This is a genomic window from Paenibacillus sp. Soil766 (genome assembly GCF_001428105.1).
GTDB lineage: Bacteria > Bacillota > Bacilli > Paenibacillales > NBRC-103111 > Paenibacillus_E.
On sequence record NZ_LMSJ01000045.1, the window covers coordinates 240,769 to 259,418 of the forward strand.

An 18,650-nucleotide genomic window follows, 5' to 3' on the forward strand; every position below is an offset into this window, starting at 1 on the left:
GGTGGTAATTACATGCACATCATGATTATCGGAGCAGGCTCTCTAGGACTTCTATTTGCCGCTAAACTTGCCCCCATTAGTTCACAGGTAACACTAGTTACAAGAACTGAAGGACAAGCGAGAGAATTGGCGGAGCATGGAATACAATCATCCATTGGAACGGAGTCACAAGCAGCGAAGGTGGAGAAGTCGGTTGTATTTCGCAGCTTTTCCGAGGAGATTAGTGACGGTGTGGTTCCGTTTGCGCGTCAAGTCGATTATATCTTCCTTATGGTGAAGCAGACCGCAATATCACCAGAACTTATCAACTATATGAATAGCCAAATGACACGACATACCTATCTTATTTGCTTTCAGAATGGCGTTGGTCACGAACAGAAATTAGGTCAGGCTATCGGGTGGGATAAGCTATTATTTGCTGTAACAACGGAAGGTGCTAAGCGAATTGGCCCTACATCCGTCAGTCATACTGGTCATGGAATTACATATTTGGGGGAGATAGTCCCGAATAATTTTGCGGCCTCAAATAATCAGCATATTTCCATTGTGCATTTGTTGGAGTTAGCAGGATTTCAAGCGAAATTGTCGAAAAATATGGAAGTCAGAATTTGGAGTAAGTTGATCATCAATGTGGTTATTAACCCACTCACAGCTATTCTACGTGTGCCAAATGGTGAATTGCTTCGTTCGACATGGACCCTTTCACTCATGCAAGATCTATACCATGAAGCGCTTCTCTTGGCTGCTGCCAAAGGAGTTGAGCTTCCGGTTGATTTGTGGGTCACCATTCAGGCAGTATGCGAGACGACCAAAATGAATCATTCCTCTATGCTGCAAGATATCGAGGCATCGCGCCGTACGGAAGTTGATTATTTAAATGGCAGTTTAGTGAGAATGGGCAATGAAATGGGTCTTGAACTGCCAACCAATAACCTAGTGTATAGAATGATTAAAGCAATAGAAAATTAAGAGGTGAAACTTATTGCTGAATAGTTTCGTTAGTCTATTATCTACTTTATATGCCATGTTAGCTGTAGCGCCATTTATCACATTTGTTTTAGTGTGGTTCCTTATCTTTCTATTTCTGAAGGATAAGAAGATGACCACGAGGTTTACTATGGATGTCACCACTTTGTTTCTACTAGGATCCGTATCCTTAATGTGGAACAAACTTTTTCATACCCAATTTGGATTCTGGTTAATTGTCCTGATCTTATTAATTGCTTTTGGTATTACTGGGGGTTATCAAAATCATTTGAAAGGGGAAACTAATTTAATCAAAGTAGGCAGATTGGTATGGCGACTAAGCTTTGTAGGTTTGTCGGCATTATATATTCTGTTGTTTTGCATTCATATAGGTAAAAACTACCTTTTTTCAACATAGATTTCTTTTGCTTACCTAATTCTGGTTATTATGGGCAAAAAATAAGTGAATGTTTGTAATATTTATTTGAGATTTGTAGAAAATAACAAACAAAATCGTCTAGATTTTATTGACCGTTGGTTGTATAATTAGAAATCGTGAGAGTGAATTTTTTTACCAGTTATTTAGTCAGTGGTAAATTAATTGTGGACAAACTCATCGATTATGTTATAATTCCTTGCGTGGACTCTAGTAAATTTTTTTACCAGAGATTGAGGTTAGATTATATAACATAAAAGAAGCGGTTACATTGACCTTCGGGTTAAAGGTGCAAAGTTCATGTTAATAAAACTAACAAAGCACCTAGCCATAGATGTCTAGACATACATATTTTAAAGGAGGAGTTTATATGAAAACGACAAAATGGGTTTCTACAGCAGTAGCACTAACGCTCATGGGTAGCGTAGCAGTTGGTTGTGGTAAGAACGAGGAAACAACACCAACAACAACACCAGCTGGTGGAGCAACAGGAACAACAGCTCCTGCTTCCAACAAGCCGCAAGAAATTAAAATCAATTTCTCCGCTGAACCGCCTGTTATGGATAGCTCCAAGGCAACAGCAAATGCTGCTTTTACTTTCATTAGCGCATTTAACGAAGGTCTATATCGTACAGATAAAGATGGTAAAGCAACTCCTGGTCTTGCAAAAGATTTCCCTAAAATTTCTGCAGATGGTCTAACTTACACAATTGACATTCGTGACAATGCGAACTGGTCAGACGGTACGCCGGTTAAAGCACAAGATTTCGCTTATTCCTTCAAACGTACATTGGATCCAGCAACTAAAGGGCAATATAGCTTTGTAGTAGCGTGGATTAAAGGTGGAGAAGCTGTAACTAAAGCTAAAACTCCTGAAGAAGTTAAAAAAGCACAAGACGCTTTAGGCGTTAAAGTACTTGGCGACAAACAACTAGAAATCACACTTGAAAAACCAGTTGCATTCTTTACTTCAATGCTTGCATTCGGTACTTTCTTGCCACAACGCGAAGATTTCGTATCAAAAGCTGGCGACAAATATGGCGCAGAAGCGGATAAAGTCATCGGTGCAGGTCCATTCATTTTGAGCAAATGGGATCATGGCCAAACACTAGAGTTAGTTAAAAATGAAAAATATTGGGATGCTGCGAATGTGAAATTAACAAAAGCAACAGTCAATATCGTTAAAGACACAAATACAGGCCTTAACTTATATGAAACAGATGCGGCTGATTTGACTGAAATCAACCGTGATCAATTGACTTTGTACAAAGGTAAACCGGACAACCTGCCTAAACCAGAGTTGACGAATTCCTACTTGATGTACCAAGTGAAGAAACAACCAGCTCTTGCTAACAAAAAGATTCGTCAAGCGCTTGGTATGGCAATCGATCGTCAAGCTTACGTAGATACAGTTCTTGCTAACGGTTCTGTTGCTTCCACTGGTCTTGTTCCAGGTGGTACTTCTGACGGTGCTGGCGGTGAATTCCGTAAAACAGCTGGCGAAACACAACCGAAGTTCGATGCTGCTAAAGCAAAAACTTTGCTTGCTGAAGGTTTGAAAGAGCTTGGTCTAACAGCTCTTCCAAAAATGAAAGTGAACGCGGATGATACAGAAACTGCGAAAAAATCACTTGAGTTCATCCTTGCACAATGGAAACAAAACCTTGGTTACGTAGCTGAAGCGAACCCAGTTCCTCACGCATTGCGTATCGAGCTTTCCTCCAAAAAAGATTTCGATATCGTTCTTTCCCTATGGGGCGCAGATTACAACGATCCAATGACGTTCTTGGATATGTGGGTAACTGGCGGCGAGTTTGATGAAGGTGACTACAGCAACCCAGAGTACGATAAACTTGTGAAGTCCGCTCAAACAGAAACAGATACTACGAAACGTGCTAAAGCTTTGGTTGAAGCTGAGAAAATCCTTATGGACGATCAGGGTGTAGCTCCATTGTACTTCCGTACTCGTGCGTACCTGAAAAAAGCAACAATTTCCGGTTTGATTCTTCCGTCGTTTGGTCAAGAGTGGGAACTGAAATGGGCTACAGTAAAGTAATCTTTTTAAAGTAAATTAAGCAGAAGGGGCCGTTCGCACCTCGTGGGAGCGGCCTCTTCTAACTTTCTTGTCTTATATTTTAATAAAGGAGGAGCAATATGATTAAGTTCATTCTTCGCCGTTTCCTATATGCGCTTATTACGTTGTGGCTCATCGCAACATTTACCTTCGTTCTGATGAAAAACTTGCCAGGTAATCCACTAGGAGAAGGCGCTGAGAAGATTCCCAAAGCTACGAGAGATATGTTGATGAAGCAATATGGGCTAGATAAGCCATTGTGGGAACAGTATTTGACATTCATGAACAATATCATCCATGGCGATTTAGGAGCTTCCTTTCAATTCCCTGCTCACAAAGTAACGGATATTATCAAACAAGCTTTCCCTTCATCCTTAGAACTTGGATTAATTTCAATTGTAATTGCAATTGTTGTTGGTTTAACTTTAGGGATTATTGCAGCCTTGAAACATAATAAAGCTGGTGATTACACAGCAATGTTCATAGCGATTCTAGGAGTGTCCATTCCTTCTTTCGTGCTTGGGCCGATGCTTTCTTATTATGTTGGTGTAAAGTGGGGGATTCTACCTGCTGGTTTATGGAAAGGCCCTGAATACAAGGTATTACCAGCTATTGCTTTGTCCTTCGGTACAATTGCGATTTTGGCGCGGTTAATGCGTACGTCCATGTTAGACGTATTGAATCAAGATTATATTAAAACAGCGAAATCAAAAGGTTTGTCAACTGTCACAGTTGTAGTTAAGCATACAATTCGTAATGCGATATTGCCGGTTATTACGATTATCGGCCCAATATTTGTAAACGTCATCACAGGTACGTTAGTTGTTGAACAAATTTTTAGTGTACCAGGTTTGGGTAAACATTTTGTGTCATCTGTATATTCGAATGACTATACGATGATTTCTGGATTAACTATTTTTTACTCAGCAATTTTGATTGTCGTTATCTTTATTACAGACGTTGTATATGGCTTAGTGGACCCTAGAATTCGTCTTGGGAAAGGCGGGAAATAAATTCATGCAAACTCCAAATGAATCAACAGAGACTAGTTACAAGTTTGCTCCCGTTTCAAATAAATCTCTAACTGGTGAAGTCATTGTACGACCTTCACTTAATTATTGGCAGGACGCATGGAGACGACTTAAGAAAAATAGACTGGCTATGGCTGGCTTAATTATATTGGTAACTTTAATCGTACTTTCGATTATCGTGCCATTTGTTTCAAGCTACGATTATCAGACGCAAAATTTAAAACTTAAAAATGCGGTGCCAAGTAGTTCGCATTTCTTTGGAACGGATGACTTCGGTCGAGATGTTTGGACGCGTGTATGGTGGGGAACTCGAATCTCCCTGTTTATCGGTATTACAGCGGCTTTAATTGATTTAGTAGTTGGTGTTATTTACGGGGGGATTTCTGCGTATTACGGCGGGAAAGTTGATGAAGTGATGCAACGTTCCATTGAGATCGTCTACGCCATTCCATTCTTGTTGATTGCTATTCTATTGATTATGGTTATTGGCTCAGGGGTTTCTTCTATTATTATCGCCTACAGTATTACAGGGTGGGTACCGATGGCACGGCTTGTTCGTGGACAAATGCTTACGCTCAAAGAACAAGAGTTCGTATTAGCATCGCGTACACTGGGAGCTTCTCCCATGAGAATAATTATGCGTAGTTTAATCCCGAATGCCCTTGGTATAATCATTGTACAGATCACTTTCGTAGTGCCATCTGCGATTTTTACAGAAGCATTCTTAAGTTTTATTGGTCTTGGTGTAAAGCCGCCGCTGGCATCGCTAGGTAACTTGCTGTCAGACGGTGCTAACTATATTCGGTTATATCCGCATCGCCTTATTTTCCCGACGATCGTGTTCAGCTTAATCTTATTGAGCTTCAATCTACTCGGCGATGGGCTTCGTGATGCGCTAGATCCAAAAATGCGCAAGTAAGAAGGGGTGAATAATGATGAGCACCAAAGACAATTTACTAGAAGTGAAAGATTTGAGAGTTTCATTCCAGACTTATGCGGGTGAAGTTCAAGCTGTTCGCGGCGTATCTTTTTCTTTGAAAAAAGGTGAAGTGTTGGCGATTGTAGGTGAATCCGGCTGCGGTAAATCCGTAACGGCACAAACGCTCATGCGTTTAATTCCTACTCCGCCTAGTTATATAAAAAGCGGTTCTATCATGTTTGACGGCAAAGTGGATATTACGAAGCTTTCCAACAGACAGATGGAGAAAATTCGTGGCTCAGAAATGGGTATGATTTTCCAAGATCCAATGACATCATTGAATCCGACGATGAAAATCGGTGATCAAATCACCGAAGGTTTGATCAAACACGAAGGTTTGAGTAAAAGCGCTGCAAGAGAAAGAGCGATTGAAATTCTTAAATTGGTTGGAATCAACTCGCCAGAAGGTCGTATTCATCAATATCCGCATGAGCTCTCAGGAGGAATGCGTCAACGTGTCATGATCGCGATTGCTCTTGCGTGTTCGCCTAAGCTGCTGATTGCAGATGAGCCGACAACAGCGCTAGACGTTACAATTCAGGCGCAAATTATTGATTTGATGAAGAAGATCTCTGTGGAAACGGACTCATCCATTATCTTGATTACCCATGATCTTGGTGTTGTTGCTGACATGGCAGGGCGCGTTGTCGTTATGTATGCAGGGAAAATTATTGAACAAGGCACCGTAGATGAAATATTCTATGAGCCGCAACATCCTTATACATGGGGTTTGCTTCGTTCAGTGCCGCGGTTGGATACGAACACAAATGAAGAGCTTGTACCGATTCCAGGTACACCGCCAGATTTGTTCGCACCACCGAAAGGGTGTGCTTTCGCAGCTAGATGTCCGTACGCGATGAATCACTGTCTGGAAGAAGATCCAGCACATTCTGTGTTGTCTGAAACACATTCTGCAGCTTGCTGGTTGCTTCACCCGGATGCACCGAAGGTTGAACGTCCTGTAGGAGTGGGAGGTAATAGGCATGTCTAAGACGTTGGCTAAGTCTGAGCAACCGATTTTGCAAATTCGCAATATGAAAAAGCATTTCAATCTTGGAAACGGCAAGATTTTGAAAGCCGTAGACAATTTTTCGATAGAAATTAAACGTGGTGAAACGTTTGGTCTTGTTGGGGAGTCCGGTTGTGGGAAATCCACAGCTGGAAGAACGATAATTAAGCTCTATGACGCGACGGAAGGCGAAGTTATTTTCGATGGCGAAGATGTTCATAAGCTGAGTGGGAAAAAGCTGAAGGATTTCAATCGGAATATGCAAATGGTATTCCAAGACCCTTACGCATCCCTAAACCCGCGTATGACTGTGGGGAATATCATTGCTGAAGGTATTGATATTCACGGTTTATACAAAGGTGCGAAACGCAAAGAACGAGTCATGGAACTGCTTCGTGCTGTGGGCTTGAATGATGAACATGCTAGCCGTTTCCCGCATGAATTCTCCGGTGGTCAACGTCAACGTATCGGGATTGCCCGCGCTCTAGCGATTGAACCGAAGTTCATTATCGCCGATGAGCCGATTTCCGCATTGGACGTTTCCGTTCAAGCGCAAGTCGTGAATCTTTTCAAAAGATTACAAAAAGAAATGGGCTTAACTTACTTGTTTATCGCGCATGATTTAGCGATGGTTAAGCATATCTCTGACCGTATCGGGGTTATGTATTTAGGAAGCCTCGTTGAGGTAACAACATCTGACGCGCTATACGCGAAGCCGCTGCATCCTTATACACAGTCCTTGCTTTCTGCGATTCCGATCCCGGATCCAGAAATTGAACGTACACGCGAACGTATCATTCTTCAAGGCGACGTACCGAGCCCGCTCAACCCGCCGAGTGGTTGTCCGTTTCGTACGCGTTGTCCGCAAGCGATGGCGAAGTGTGCAGATTCCATGCCGCCTAGTAAAGAAGTGGAACCGAATCACTTTGTTGCTTGTCATTTATATTAATAAGCTTAGCCGTCCCGAGTGGGGCGGCTTTTCGCCTTCCACCTCATGCCGTATAATTGTAATTAGAAAAAATACAGTTTTGACGATTTCAGGGCTTCCGTGTACAATCAAAGGATAGTTGTTTTAATTGGTATGAAGAGGAGACACTAGTCGCATATGCAAATGGATACTTTTCATTGGAAGAAAAATCAGACATTGGCGGAAGATTATATAACGGGAAAAGGCAAGGCGAAGTCGTTGTTCCCTTATCATTTTGCAAACGTGGAAGATTGGCAAGGCCGGGTCAATTGGCTGGATGGTGCTATGGATGCCCCGCATGTCGAGCGTGAGCGGCTTGTAGAGGTGTTGGAAGCTTATAATCGTCGTGTAGGGAATACGGGGGCTGTTTTAGAGAATGTCGCGGCATTAGGCGATAAGCAAACTCTTGCGGTCGTTGGCGGTCAACAAGCTGGCTTATTTGGCGGGCAGTTAATGATCCTGTATAAAGCCATTACAATTATTCAATTGGCACGCGAATGGCGTAATAAACTGCAACGTGCAGTTGTTCCGGTTTTCTGGATTGCAGGTGAGGATCACGACTTCGACGAAGTGAACCACGTCCACGTTCTCTCCAATACGCAGCAGATTGAAAAGTTGAAGGTGGAGCATCCTACCGGTGTAAGAACGTCCGTAAGTCGCTTGCCACTGTCTTCTGAAGCGTGGGAAGAGGCATTGAATAAGTTGGATCAATCGTTAATGGATACGGAATTCAAAGCGTCCTTGTTAGATAAAATGCGCTCAGCTGCAGAAGATGGAGCTACGCTTTCAGATGCTTTTGCTCGGTGGATGGCGATGCTGTTTGGTGAATATGGGCTTGTGCTGATCGATGCGGATGAGCCTTCAGTCCGTGCATTGGAGTCATCCATGTTCAAGGAAATGATAGAGCAGAATGAGTTATTCACTGCATCCTTAATGCGCAGTCAAGCCGAAGTTAGTCAAGCGGGTTATGGGATTCAAGCGGAAATTCATGAGGATGGAGCTAATCTCTTTGTTTTCGTTGAGGGTGCGAGACTGCTGCTCCATCGCGAGGGTGAGCATTTTACGGATAAGAAAAAAATGGTTAGTTTCACGAAGGCTGATCTTCGTGATAAAGCGATGACGACACCTGAACAGTTGAGTAATAATGTCATGTCTCGACCGCTTATGCAGGAATATTTATTTCCTGTTCTAGCGACAGTGCTAGGTCCGGGGGAAATTGCTTACTGGGCGTTAACGAAGCAAGCCTTCGAGCATTTCCATTTGCGTATGCCGATTGTGGTGCCGCGCTTGGAGTTTACCTTGATTGAGGGCACGATAAAGAAACAGATGGACAAATACGAGCTCACGTTGACAGATGTTTTAGAACACTTTGATGAGAAGAAACAAGCTTGGTTGGATGCCCAAGATACGCTTCAGCTTAATGAACGATTTGAAGCGGTTAAGGAGTCTTTCCTCAGTACCTATGCACCGCTTGTTGAGTCTCTAAGTGGAATTAATCCCGGTGTCAAAAAACTTGGAGATACCAATCTGGCTAAAATCGTGGAACAAATCGAATATTTGCATCAAAAAGCAAGTGAAGCCTCACATACACAATTCGATGCAGCGATCCGACAGTTGGACCGTGTACGACTAACTATTTTTCCGTTAGCAAAGCCCCAAGAAAGAGTGTATAATGGGTGTGCTTATCTTAATCGTTATGGGAATGTTTGGCTGCATACATTACTTGAAACGCCGATACCCGTTGACGGCATGCATCGTATCTATTATTTGTAGGAGGAACGAAGATGACAACTGCAACAAACAGTATTGTAACTGACATGGCATTAGCGCCAGATGGTCACCTGAAAATTGATTGGGTTCAGGCACATATGCCTGTTTTGAATCGAATTCGTGAGCAATTTGAGAAAGAACAACCTTTCAAAGGTTTAAAAGTAACAATCTCCTTGCATTTGGAAGCTAAAACAGCTTACTTAGCGAAGGTTGTTAAAGCTGGTGGAGCTGAAGTTACGATCACAGGTAGCAACCCGCTATCTACGCAAGATGATGTATGTGCAGCGCTTGTTGAAGATGGAATCACTGTATTTGCCAAATACAATCCGAGTTCAGAAGAATACAAAGAGCTTCTTATTAAATCATTGGAATCCAAACCTGATCTTATTATTGATGACGGTGGCGACTTAGTCTCGCTTCTTCATTCCGAGCGCAAAGATTTAGCGGTAAATGTGCGCGGTGGTGCGGAAGAAACAACAACAGGTATTCTTCGCTTGAAAGCGATGGAAAAAGAAGGGAAGCTTGCTTTCCCGATGGTTGCTGTTAATGATGCCTACTGTAAATACTTGTTTGATAACCGTTACGGTACAGGTCAATCCGTGTGGGATGGTATCAACCGTACAACAAACTTGGTAGTTGCAGGTAAAACTGTCGTTGTCGTTGGTTATGGCTGGTGTGGTAAAGGTGTGGCTATGCGTGCTAAAGGCTTAGGTGCTAACGTAATCGTAACTGAAATCGATGCGATTAAAGGCGTAGAGGCGTATATGGACGGTTTCGCTGTAATGCCGATGATCGAAGCTGCGAAATTGGGCGATTTCTTCGTTACTGTTACTGGTAACCGTGATGTTATCCGTGGGGAACACTACAAAGTGATGAAAGATGGCGCAATTCTTTCGAACGCGGGTCACTTTGATGTTGAAGTGAACAAACCTGAACTTGAGGCTCTTTCATCCTCCAAGCGTACGGTTCGACGTAATATCGAAGAGTACCAACTAACTGATGGTCGCAAAGTGTACATCTTAGCTGAAGGTCGTTTAGTTAACCTTGCTGCTGGGGATGGTCATCCGGCTGAAATCATGGATATGACTTTTGCGCTTCAAGCGATGTCCTTGAAACATGTGAATGATTCTTACCAAACGTTAGGGAATACTGTTGTTAATGTTCCTTATGTACTGGATGAGCAAGTTGCTCGCTTCAAGCTTGAGTCACTAGGTACGAGTGTTGATGCTCTGTCTGATGAGCAAAAAGCTTACCTAGACAGCTGGGATGAGCACTAAGATATAAATGTGTAATGGAGATGCCCTTTGGTCCACTGATGTGGATTTGAGGGTATTTTTGTTTGGGTTTGTTGATGGTGGAGGTAAGTTGCGGGTGAGGAGTCTAGTGCGAATAAATGGATTTTGTGTAGCTAATTTAGTGAAAATCGGCTAGTTAATAGCATTAACCGGATTTTCTGCAGGTAATTTCAGGGATTTTCGTCAAACTGAGCAATGTGAGGATAATTAACTACATAAAATACATGTAAATCAAAAATTCAATGAAATTCAGCTAAAATAACTGTATTTTTCCAGCTAATTCCTAAAAGTCCCCGGCTCATACACCCCACTAGCTCCACGAATCCTAGCAACCCCAGCAAGCCCTAAAACCCCCGATAATATCTACCCCCAAGAGCCTGCAATACCGCACTCTACAGCCTCGTGACCGCTCAGTGTCACACTAAAATTTGTACCATTCCATCCAAACCAAACTCCTTATCACTTTTAATTGCAATCCACGTTGTTTCCATGCAACTTTCGTATTCGTTATTCCGTTTGAAGGGTGTATAACCTATAAATGGAAATTGGGGGCGTGTTGAAATGAGGATAAGTACAAAAGCAAGCTTAGCACTTATGATCGTCATGTGTATGTTGGTGTTGGGGTTGTTGGCAGGATGTAGTTCCTCCTCCAAGAGCGAACAATCCGCATCCATGGCAGATTCAAAAAGTGATATGAACAGCGTGCGAACCTCCGGTGCGACAGCTGATCAATTTGCCAGCAAAGATGTAAGCGCAAGTAATGCAGCTCCAGCAGCTAAGGCGAAGGAATCTACGTCGATAGCTCCTACATCGGATGATAAGTCGACTACGCCGAATGTTGTGATGCCTGCAAGCGGAAACGATCAAGAAGCTGGTTTTAACCGAAAACTTATTTATCGGGCTAATCTTGTGATGCCAGTTGAAGATTATAGTAAAGCCCAAACCCAGCTGCGGGATTTGGTAGCTTTAAGTGGAGCGTACATTTTGCAGTTCTCGGAGAATGCGAATACGGGTGAAAAAGGCGGGACGTATACGATTAAAGTCGCAGCAAATGGATTCGTATCCATGCTAGACGGCCTAGAGAAGATAAGTCCATCGCTCCAACGGAATGTTCAGGGGCAGGATGTAACGGAAGAGTACGTGGATCTTAGCTCTCGTCTGACGGCCAAGCAGCTTGTAGAGAGCAGGTTGCTAAGCTTTATGGAGAAAGCATCGAAGACCGATGATTTATTGGCATTTTCTAATGAGCTTGCTAAGGTGCAAGAGGCGATTGAGCAAATCAAAGGCAGAATGCGTTACTTGGATCAAAATGTTTCGTATTCTACCATCGAGTTAAGAATGTATCAACAAACCGGTAAAAAACCGTTACTTTCTGACCCGAATGAACTAACTTTAGCGGAGCGCGTTGAAAAAGCATGGGGCTCTAGCCTGAATGTTCTGGTCGCAGTTATGCAAGGTGTCCTCGTTTTCCTTGCTGCCGCGGTGCCTGTTTTGGTGATTTTATTGCTTATAGCTATCCCAATCTGGGTATACAGGCGTAAGAGGAATTCGCAATTAAAGGCTTTGCGATTACAGCTGAGAGAGCAAAATACATCTGAACATACACTTGAAGATGCCGAACAAGGAACAAAAGGCACAGAATAGACCTAAAAAACGAAATAAATTTAATTAATCCTGCTAACTAAGCAGGATTTCTTTTATTTTTAGCGAATATTGATTCAAATGTGGTGAAAAGTGGTACAAAGTGGAGGAAAAGGGGGACTTGATGCTATGTTTATGGGTGAATATCAACATAGCATTGACGAGAAAGGCCGAATGATCATTCCGGCTAAATTTCGTGAAGCCCTTGGCGAAGCTTTTGTCATCACACGTGGTTTGGATCAATGCTTATTTGTATACCCGCAATCTGAATGGTTAATTCTCGAACAGAAGCTGAAAGCATTGCCATTAATGAAGTCAGATGCACGTGCCTTTACCCGGTTTTTCTTCTCTGGTGCAACAGAGTGTGAGCTCGACAAGCAAGGTAGAGCTAACATTCCAAGTAATCTCGTCGACCATGCCAAATTAGAAAAAGATTGTGTCGTTATCGGCGTTTCTAATCGTGTGGAGATTTGGAGTAAGCAAGTTTGGGAAAGCTATGCCAATGAGTCTGAACAGTCATTCAATGAAATAGCAGAGAAGCTGGTCGATTTTAATTTTGATTTATAGAAATTTTGAGTTTAAGAATATGCTTACGAAGTCAGTTTTGCCAAGGCAAAACTTTTAGGAGGACAACGAGTGTTTCATCATGTGACTGTACTTAAAGAAGAATCTGTAGAAGGTTTACATATAAAACCAGATGGCGTTTACGTGGATTGTACGATGGGAGGCGCGGGACATAGTGCGCTAATCGCATCCAAATTAGGTCCAGAAGGACTGCTTATTGCTCTTGATCAAGATGATGTAGCCTTAGCCAATGCGCAAACGGTGCTTGCACCTTACTTAGATCGCGTGGCCATTATCAAAAGTAACTTCAGAGAAATTGAACTAGTGCTACGCGGTGTACCCAAAGCTATGAAGGATGGCAAACCCCAGGTTGATGGCATTTTGTTCGATCTAGGTGTATCTTCTCCGCAGTTAGATGATGGCGATCGTGGATTCAGCTACAACCATGATGCTGAGCTCGACATGAGAATGGATCGGGATACGCTGCTTACCGCCAAAACGATCGTAAATGAATGGCCTGCTGACAAAATTGCTAAAGTGTTATTCGAATATGGGGAAGAAAAGTTCTCGAGACGGATTGCTAGTGTCATTGTAGAAGCAAGAGAAAAGAAAACGATTGAAACAACTGGCGAACTCGTGGAATTGATTAAAGAGGGGATCCCAGCTGCCGCAAGACGGACCGGGGGACACCCGGCCAAACGCAGTTTCCAAGCCTTACGAATTGCAGTGAATGACGAGCTAGGCGCGTTTGAAGAAGCGCTTCAGCAATCACTTAACTGTTTGGCGCCTCAAGGACGAATCGCGGTCATAACGTTCCACTCCTTGGAGGATCGCATCTGTAAACAATTTTTCGTGAAAAATGTGGAGAAATGTACGTGCCCGCCAGCTTTTCCAATGTGTGTTTGTGAGAAGGTTGGAGATTTGAAGCTCGTTACACGTAAACCAATTCTACCTAGTGAACATGAATTAGAAGTCAATCAAAGAGCCAGATCGGCAAAATTAAGAATAGCAGAAAAGCTTTGACCAAGGGAGGAATAAGTGATGTCATCATATATTCAAGGCAATTTAGCACTTGATCCGAAACGTAAACCGAATTCTGGGCAGCGTGTGAAGATAAAAGAAACAACCAAGGTTGTATATCGCAACTCCTCATTGCCAGCGCAAGAGAAAATGCTTTACCTATTCACAGTTGTACTCTGTGTTATTGTTGCTGGAGTAATCATTTGGCGGTTCGCTGCGATCTATCAGATGAATGCGAATATTTTGAAAATGCAAGGTGAAATCCGTGAAATTCAAGCGCAAAACAGTGCGCTCAAGCAAGAAGTTGAGAAGTTGCAAAGTCCAGATCGTTTAAAAGAGGAAGCAGTACGCCTCGGGTTTAATTTACAAGATGTGAAGCAAAGCAATGTCGTTGCTCAATCAACAACATCTACAAAGGCGAAATCGAATACATCGACAGCTACAACGAGTGGCAAAAGTACGAAAACAACGTCTAAACCGTAACGGGCAGGTACTCATATGACTAAAAAAATTAAGTTACGATCTTTGCTACTTGGAGGGTTTTTTACCCTTCTTTTTGTTGTCCTCATGGTTAAAGTCTATTGGATTCAAGTGGTAGAAGCATCCTGGTTGCTAGAGAAGGCAGAGAAGAGATGGGAAACGGATAAAGTGCTGGCCCCCTTACGCGGATCGATCTTGGATCGTAATGATAAGGTGCTTGCCATAGAAGCAACAGCCTATACGATAGCTCTAAATCCGAAAGTAATCGATGCTTTGCACATTGCCGAGGATGTGACCCAAGGGTTGGCCGATATTTTGAAAGAATCCGAAGCCTCTCGTTCTGAACTAGTAAATAAGATTCGCGAAAGAGCAACGAAGAAAAATCTGGATGGTACCGACTTCGCTGCCAATGTAGAAATACGTAACGAGGGTTGGAAGATTGAGAAAGAAAAGGCGGATCAAGTCCGCGCGCTCATCGCGAATATTCAATTGAAACTGGGTACCAAAAAGCCCGTAGGGATTTCGATCCTAGAAGATGAAAAGCGATACTATCCAGGTGAATCTTTGGCGAGTCATATACTAGGGTATACGAACAAAGAAGGTGAAGCAGCACTTGGCCTTGAGCTGCAATTAAACGACACCCTCAAGGGTACTCCAGGAATGCTAAGCTATGAAAAGGATGGCAAAGGCGTAGAACTTCCCGACGCCAAAGTCAACTATAAACCTGCGGAAGACGGAAACAATGTTAGACTTACGATCGACAAAAACATACAGTTCTATTTAGAGAGCGCTCTAGCAAAAGTCAATGACAAATGGCATCCGAAAGGCTTAACAGCGATCGCGGTTGATCCGAAAACGATGGAAATATTAGGAATGGCGAACACGCCTACTTTTAATCCGAATACGTATTGGAATTTTAATAGTCAAAATGATTTTAGGAATGGCGCAGTGGCTTCGCGCTATGAACCTGGTTCTACCTTTAAGCTAGTTACTCTTGCAGGAGCTGTGGAAGAGGGCTTGTTTAATCCGACAGAAACCTATCAATCGGGTGCAATTAAAGTCTCAGACCGTATTCTCCATGACCATAATCTCGTTGGGTGGGGAAAAATTACCTTCTTAGAAGGTCTGAAGAGGTCTAGTAACGTTGCTTTTGTAAAGCTAGGAATCGAAAAGTTAACGCAGAATAAACTACGTGATTATATTCTTAAGTTTGGTTTTGATCAAAAAACGAATATTGATATGCCTGGTGAAGTTAAAGGGCTTATTGACATGAAGTACCCATCTGAGTTCGCAACGGCAACTTACGGACAAGGGAAAGTCGTTGTGACGGCTATCCAACAAACGGCCGCTTATGCAGCCATTGCGAATGGTGGTAAATTGATGTGGCCGCACATTGTGAAGGACATCCTTGACCCCAAAACAGGGAAGGTAATCACAGCGTATGAACCTCAAGTGATCAGACAAGTTGTAAGTCCACAAACGGCGACGCAAGTGAGTGAATATTTAGAGCAAGTCGTATCTGATCAAGAAGTAGGGACTGGTAAACTTGCCTATATGGAAGATTATCGAATAGCAGCAAAAACAGGGACTGCGAATATCGTACTTCCTGGTGAAAAAACGTACTCACCCGATACGTGGGTAATCTCATTTATTGGCTATGCGCCAGTTGAGGATCCACGGATTCTAATTACACTTATCGCAGATCAGCCTGATCTTGGCGGAAACTATCATTTAGGCGGGCAAGTCTTAGCGCCTGCTTTCAAAGAAATCGTAGGCGAGTCTTTACAGTACATGGGGGTTGCCTCAAGTAAGAAACCGAAAACAATCACCAAAGAAGCGAATCGTCTAAATGTACCGAACTTGTTAGATGTTACATCGACAAGCGCGAAAGGGACTGCCAAAGATATTGGCCTATCACTTGAAGTTTTTGGTAAAGGTGAGACGGTGGTTGATCAGTTTCCCAAGGCTGGCACTCAAATTTTATCAACGCAGCATATTTACGTTGCCATGCAACCCGTTGAGGAAATGCCGCTTCCGAATCTAGTTGGTAAATCCCTACGTGATGCCGTTGAGACTTGTTCCTTCTTCAAAATTGATTGTCAAACTACAGGGGAAGGGTATGTGTCAGAGCAATCCGCTGCAGGTGAAGGACGTGGCGTAACACTGCAACTCAAGCCGTTAAGTGATAAATCAGACACAGCAAGCGGAGCTACTCCTGTTGCAACACCAACGAATGCAGCGACGCCATCATCAACGCCTAATGCCAAGACAGAGACACAACGAACGACAGCAACAGCAAATAAGCAACGTTAGTGAACAGCTTGTTCTAACCCCTGGTTGTCCCGAATAGTCATGTTAGGAATGAACATGACATTAGTGGGAAGGGAGACTGAACGTTCATGCGGGCTTCTAACGTTACCGTTCGTCGCAGATTGTTTACGGCGTTAATTATTGGAACTGTCATCTTTACTGCACTTATCATCCGCTTAGCTTATGTCCAGCTTGTGATTGGACAAGATCTAGCGAAGAAGGCTAATGACAGTTGGCGTAGAGAAATTGATTTTGCACCCAAACGAGGCGAAATTCAAGACCGTAATGGCTTGACGCTTACGTATAGTATGAGTACTCCTACGCTTGTGGCGATTCCTATACAAATTAAAGATGCTCACGCCACAGCAGCTAAATTGGCACAAGTGTTGGACGGCAATGAAGATGACATTTACAAGCAAATTACCAAGAAGGCAATGCAAAACTATATAAAGCCATCGGGCCGTAAAATTACGATTGAGAAGGCGAAGGAGGTTCGTGAACTGCAACTGCCCGGCATCGTGGTAGCTGAGGATAATAAACGCTATTATCCGTATGGTTCGCTTGCTGCTCATATTCTTGGTTTCGCGGGGATTGATAAAGGACTAACAGGGATTGAGTCTAAGTACAACTCCCAACTGACAGGCCTGGCAGGGAATATTGCCTATATGACAGATGCGGCAGGCCGGACATTACCTGGTACAACGGATACGTACACCCCGCCTAAAGATGGGTTGAATGTGAAACTGACCATCGACAGCCATCTGCAATCGGTGATGGAACGTTCGTTAGATCAAGCAATGGTGCAATATCAAGCGCAGAATGTCATTGCCATCATGATGGATCCGAATACTGGCGAGATCTTGTCAATGGGCAGCCGACCGACGTATGATCCAGCCAAATATATGGAGTCGCCGGCTGAAACGTACAATCGGAATTTACCGATTTGGAAAACGTATGAGCCAGGTTCTACATTTAAGATTATTACCCTTGCCGCAGCGCTGGAAGAAAAGAAAGTAGATCTAAAGAATGAGCAGTTCTTTGATCCAGGCGCTATTGAAGTTGGAGGAGCAAGGCTGCGTTGTTGGAAACGCGGTGGGCATGGCAGCGAAACGATGCTGCAGGTTGTTCAGAACTCATGCAACCCGGGGTTCGTTGTGATGGGGCAACGGTTAGGGAAAGAGAAATTATTTGATTATATTTCCCGATTTGGTTTTGGTAAAAAGACAGGTATTGATCTTGGCGGTGAAGAGAATGGGATTATGTTCAAACCATCGCAAGTAGGTCCTGTGGAGTTGGCCACAACCGCGTTCGGTCAAGGGGTTTCCGTAACACCAATCCAGCAAATTACTGCGGTCTCAGCAGCGATCAATGGCGGCAAGCTATTTAAGCCTTATGTTGCCAAATCATTTTCCAATCCGGATACGGGTGAAGTTGTCGATGTTGTTGAGCCAGAGTTAGTCCGAAATGTCATTTCGGAGGATACGTCCAGACAAGTTCGTGAAGCGCTGGAGAGCGTTGTCGCGAAGGGGACGGGGCGCAATGCATTTATTGACGGCTATCGTGTTGGCGGAAAAACAGGAACAGCCCAGAAGGTTATCAATGGACGTTATTCACCTGATGAGCATATCGTGTCATTCATTGGCTTTGCGCCTGCGGATAATCCGAAAATTGTTGTCTATGCGGCAGTAGATGATCCGAAAGGGATTCAATTCGGGGGTCTGATTGCAGCTCCTTTAGTCAGAGATATCATGGCGGATGCACTGCGTTACATGAAGGTTGAACCGGACAAGAATCAACTGGATAAAGATTATCGCTATGGTGAAATTCCAGTTGTTGAAGTGCCGGACTTGGTTGGAGCGTCAGTTGATGATATATTAGAAGACCTGAACATGAATTTTAAGCTGGCCAAATCCGGGAATGGGAAGTATGTCATCTCTCAAGCCCCTAAAGCAGGCTCACGTGTGGATCAGGGTTCTACGATTCGTATCTTCTTATCCAATGTAGATCCTGAAAAGTAACCATCATAGACAAAAAAACAAAAAAAGATTTATCAATAAGACATGTTTAGCTTTTCTACCTGCATAAAATTGTCCATAATAGATAGAGAA

At 43.2% G+C, this 18,650-nt stretch carries 15 protein-coding genes; all 15 read left to right on the forward strand.

The window, feature by feature from the left end:
• The first annotated feature begins 12 nt into the window (after positions 1-12).
• The 15 genes from ASG89_RS28410 to ASG89_RS28480 all read left to right on the forward strand — a co-directional run bounded on the left by ASG89_RS28410 (position 13) and on the right by ASG89_RS28480 (position 18,560).
• Positions 13-969 (forward strand): ketopantoate reductase family protein, encoded by a 957-nt coding sequence (locus ASG89_RS28410; RefSeq protein WP_057314633.1) that lies wholly within the window; start codon positions 13-15, stop codon positions 967-969.
• 55 nt (positions 970-1,024) lie between these two features.
• Positions 1,025-1,384, forward strand: coding sequence for a DUF3397 family protein (locus tag ASG89_RS28415; RefSeq protein WP_057314850.1), 360 nt, complete (start codon positions 1,025-1,027; stop codon positions 1,382-1,384).
• Positions 1,385-1,772: 388 nt separating this feature from the next.
• The gene (locus ASG89_RS28420; protein ID WP_057314634.1) at positions 1,773-3,458 is read left to right on the forward strand and encodes a peptide ABC transporter substrate-binding protein; all 1,686 of its coding nucleotides are present in this window, start codon (positions 1,773-1,775) and stop codon (positions 3,456-3,458) included.
• Between the two features lie 98 nt (positions 3,459-3,556).
• Complete coding sequence (locus ASG89_RS28425; RefSeq protein WP_057314635.1) at positions 3,557-4,489, forward strand: ABC transporter permease; 933 nt, start codon at positions 3,557-3,559, stop codon at positions 4,487-4,489.
• Between the two features lie 4 nt (positions 4,490-4,493).
• Complete coding sequence (locus ASG89_RS28430; protein ID WP_057314637.1) at positions 4,494-5,426, forward strand: ABC transporter permease; 933 nt, start codon at positions 4,494-4,496, stop codon at positions 5,424-5,426.
• A gap of 13 nt (positions 5,427-5,439) precedes the next feature.
• A complete protein-coding gene (locus tag ASG89_RS28435; RefSeq protein ID WP_057314638.1) occupies positions 5,440-6,477 on the forward strand; it encodes an ABC transporter ATP-binding protein in 1,038 nt (345 codons plus the stop codon).
• Positions 6,470-7,444 (forward strand): ABC transporter ATP-binding protein, encoded by a 975-nt coding sequence (locus ASG89_RS28440; RefSeq protein ID WP_057314639.1) that lies wholly within the window; start codon positions 6,470-6,472, stop codon positions 7,442-7,444. Before ASG89_RS28435 ends, ASG89_RS28440 begins: the two co-directional genes overlap by 8 nt.
• Positions 7,445-7,606: 162 nt before the next feature.
• The gene (gene bshC, locus ASG89_RS28445; protein WP_235549966.1) at positions 7,607-9,235 is read left to right on the forward strand and encodes a bacillithiol biosynthesis cysteine-adding enzyme BshC; all 1,629 of its coding nucleotides are present in this window, start codon (positions 7,607-7,609) and stop codon (positions 9,233-9,235) included.
• 11 nt (positions 9,236-9,246) lie between these two features.
• Complete coding sequence (locus ASG89_RS28450; protein ID WP_057314643.1) at positions 9,247-10,509, forward strand: adenosylhomocysteinase; 1,263 nt, start codon at positions 9,247-9,249, stop codon at positions 10,507-10,509.
• A 579-nt stretch (positions 10,510-11,088) separates the two neighbouring features.
• A complete protein-coding gene (locus tag ASG89_RS28455; RefSeq protein WP_057314644.1) occupies positions 11,089-12,171 on the forward strand; it encodes a DUF4349 domain-containing protein in 1,083 nt (360 codons plus the stop codon).
• A gap of 126 nt (positions 12,172-12,297) precedes the next feature.
• The gene (gene mraZ, locus ASG89_RS28460) at positions 12,298-12,735 is read left to right on the forward strand and encodes a division/cell wall cluster transcriptional repressor MraZ (protein WP_056612672.1); all 438 of its coding nucleotides are present in this window, start codon (positions 12,298-12,300) and stop codon (positions 12,733-12,735) included.
• Positions 12,736-12,804: 69 nt separating this feature from the next.
• Entirely contained in the window at positions 12,805-13,755 is a 951-nt protein-coding gene (gene rsmH / locus ASG89_RS28465; protein ID WP_057314646.1) for a 16S rRNA (cytosine(1402)-N(4))-methyltransferase RsmH, read from the forward strand.
• A gap of 18 nt (positions 13,756-13,773) precedes the next feature.
• Entirely contained in the window at positions 13,774-14,235 is a 462-nt protein-coding gene (locus ASG89_RS28470) for a septum formation initiator family protein (RefSeq protein ID WP_057314647.1), read from the forward strand.
• An 84-nt stretch (positions 14,236-14,319) separates the two neighbouring features.
• Positions 14,320-16,545, forward strand: coding sequence for a penicillin-binding transpeptidase domain-containing protein (locus ASG89_RS28475; RefSeq protein WP_063868194.1), 2,226 nt, complete (start codon positions 14,320-14,322; stop codon positions 16,543-16,545).
• 86 nt (positions 16,546-16,631) lie between these two features.
• Positions 16,632-18,560 (forward strand): stage V sporulation protein D, encoded by a 1,929-nt coding sequence (locus ASG89_RS28480; protein WP_057314648.1) that lies wholly within the window; start codon positions 16,632-16,634, stop codon positions 18,558-18,560.
• Positions 18,561-18,650: the final 90 nt, after the last annotated feature.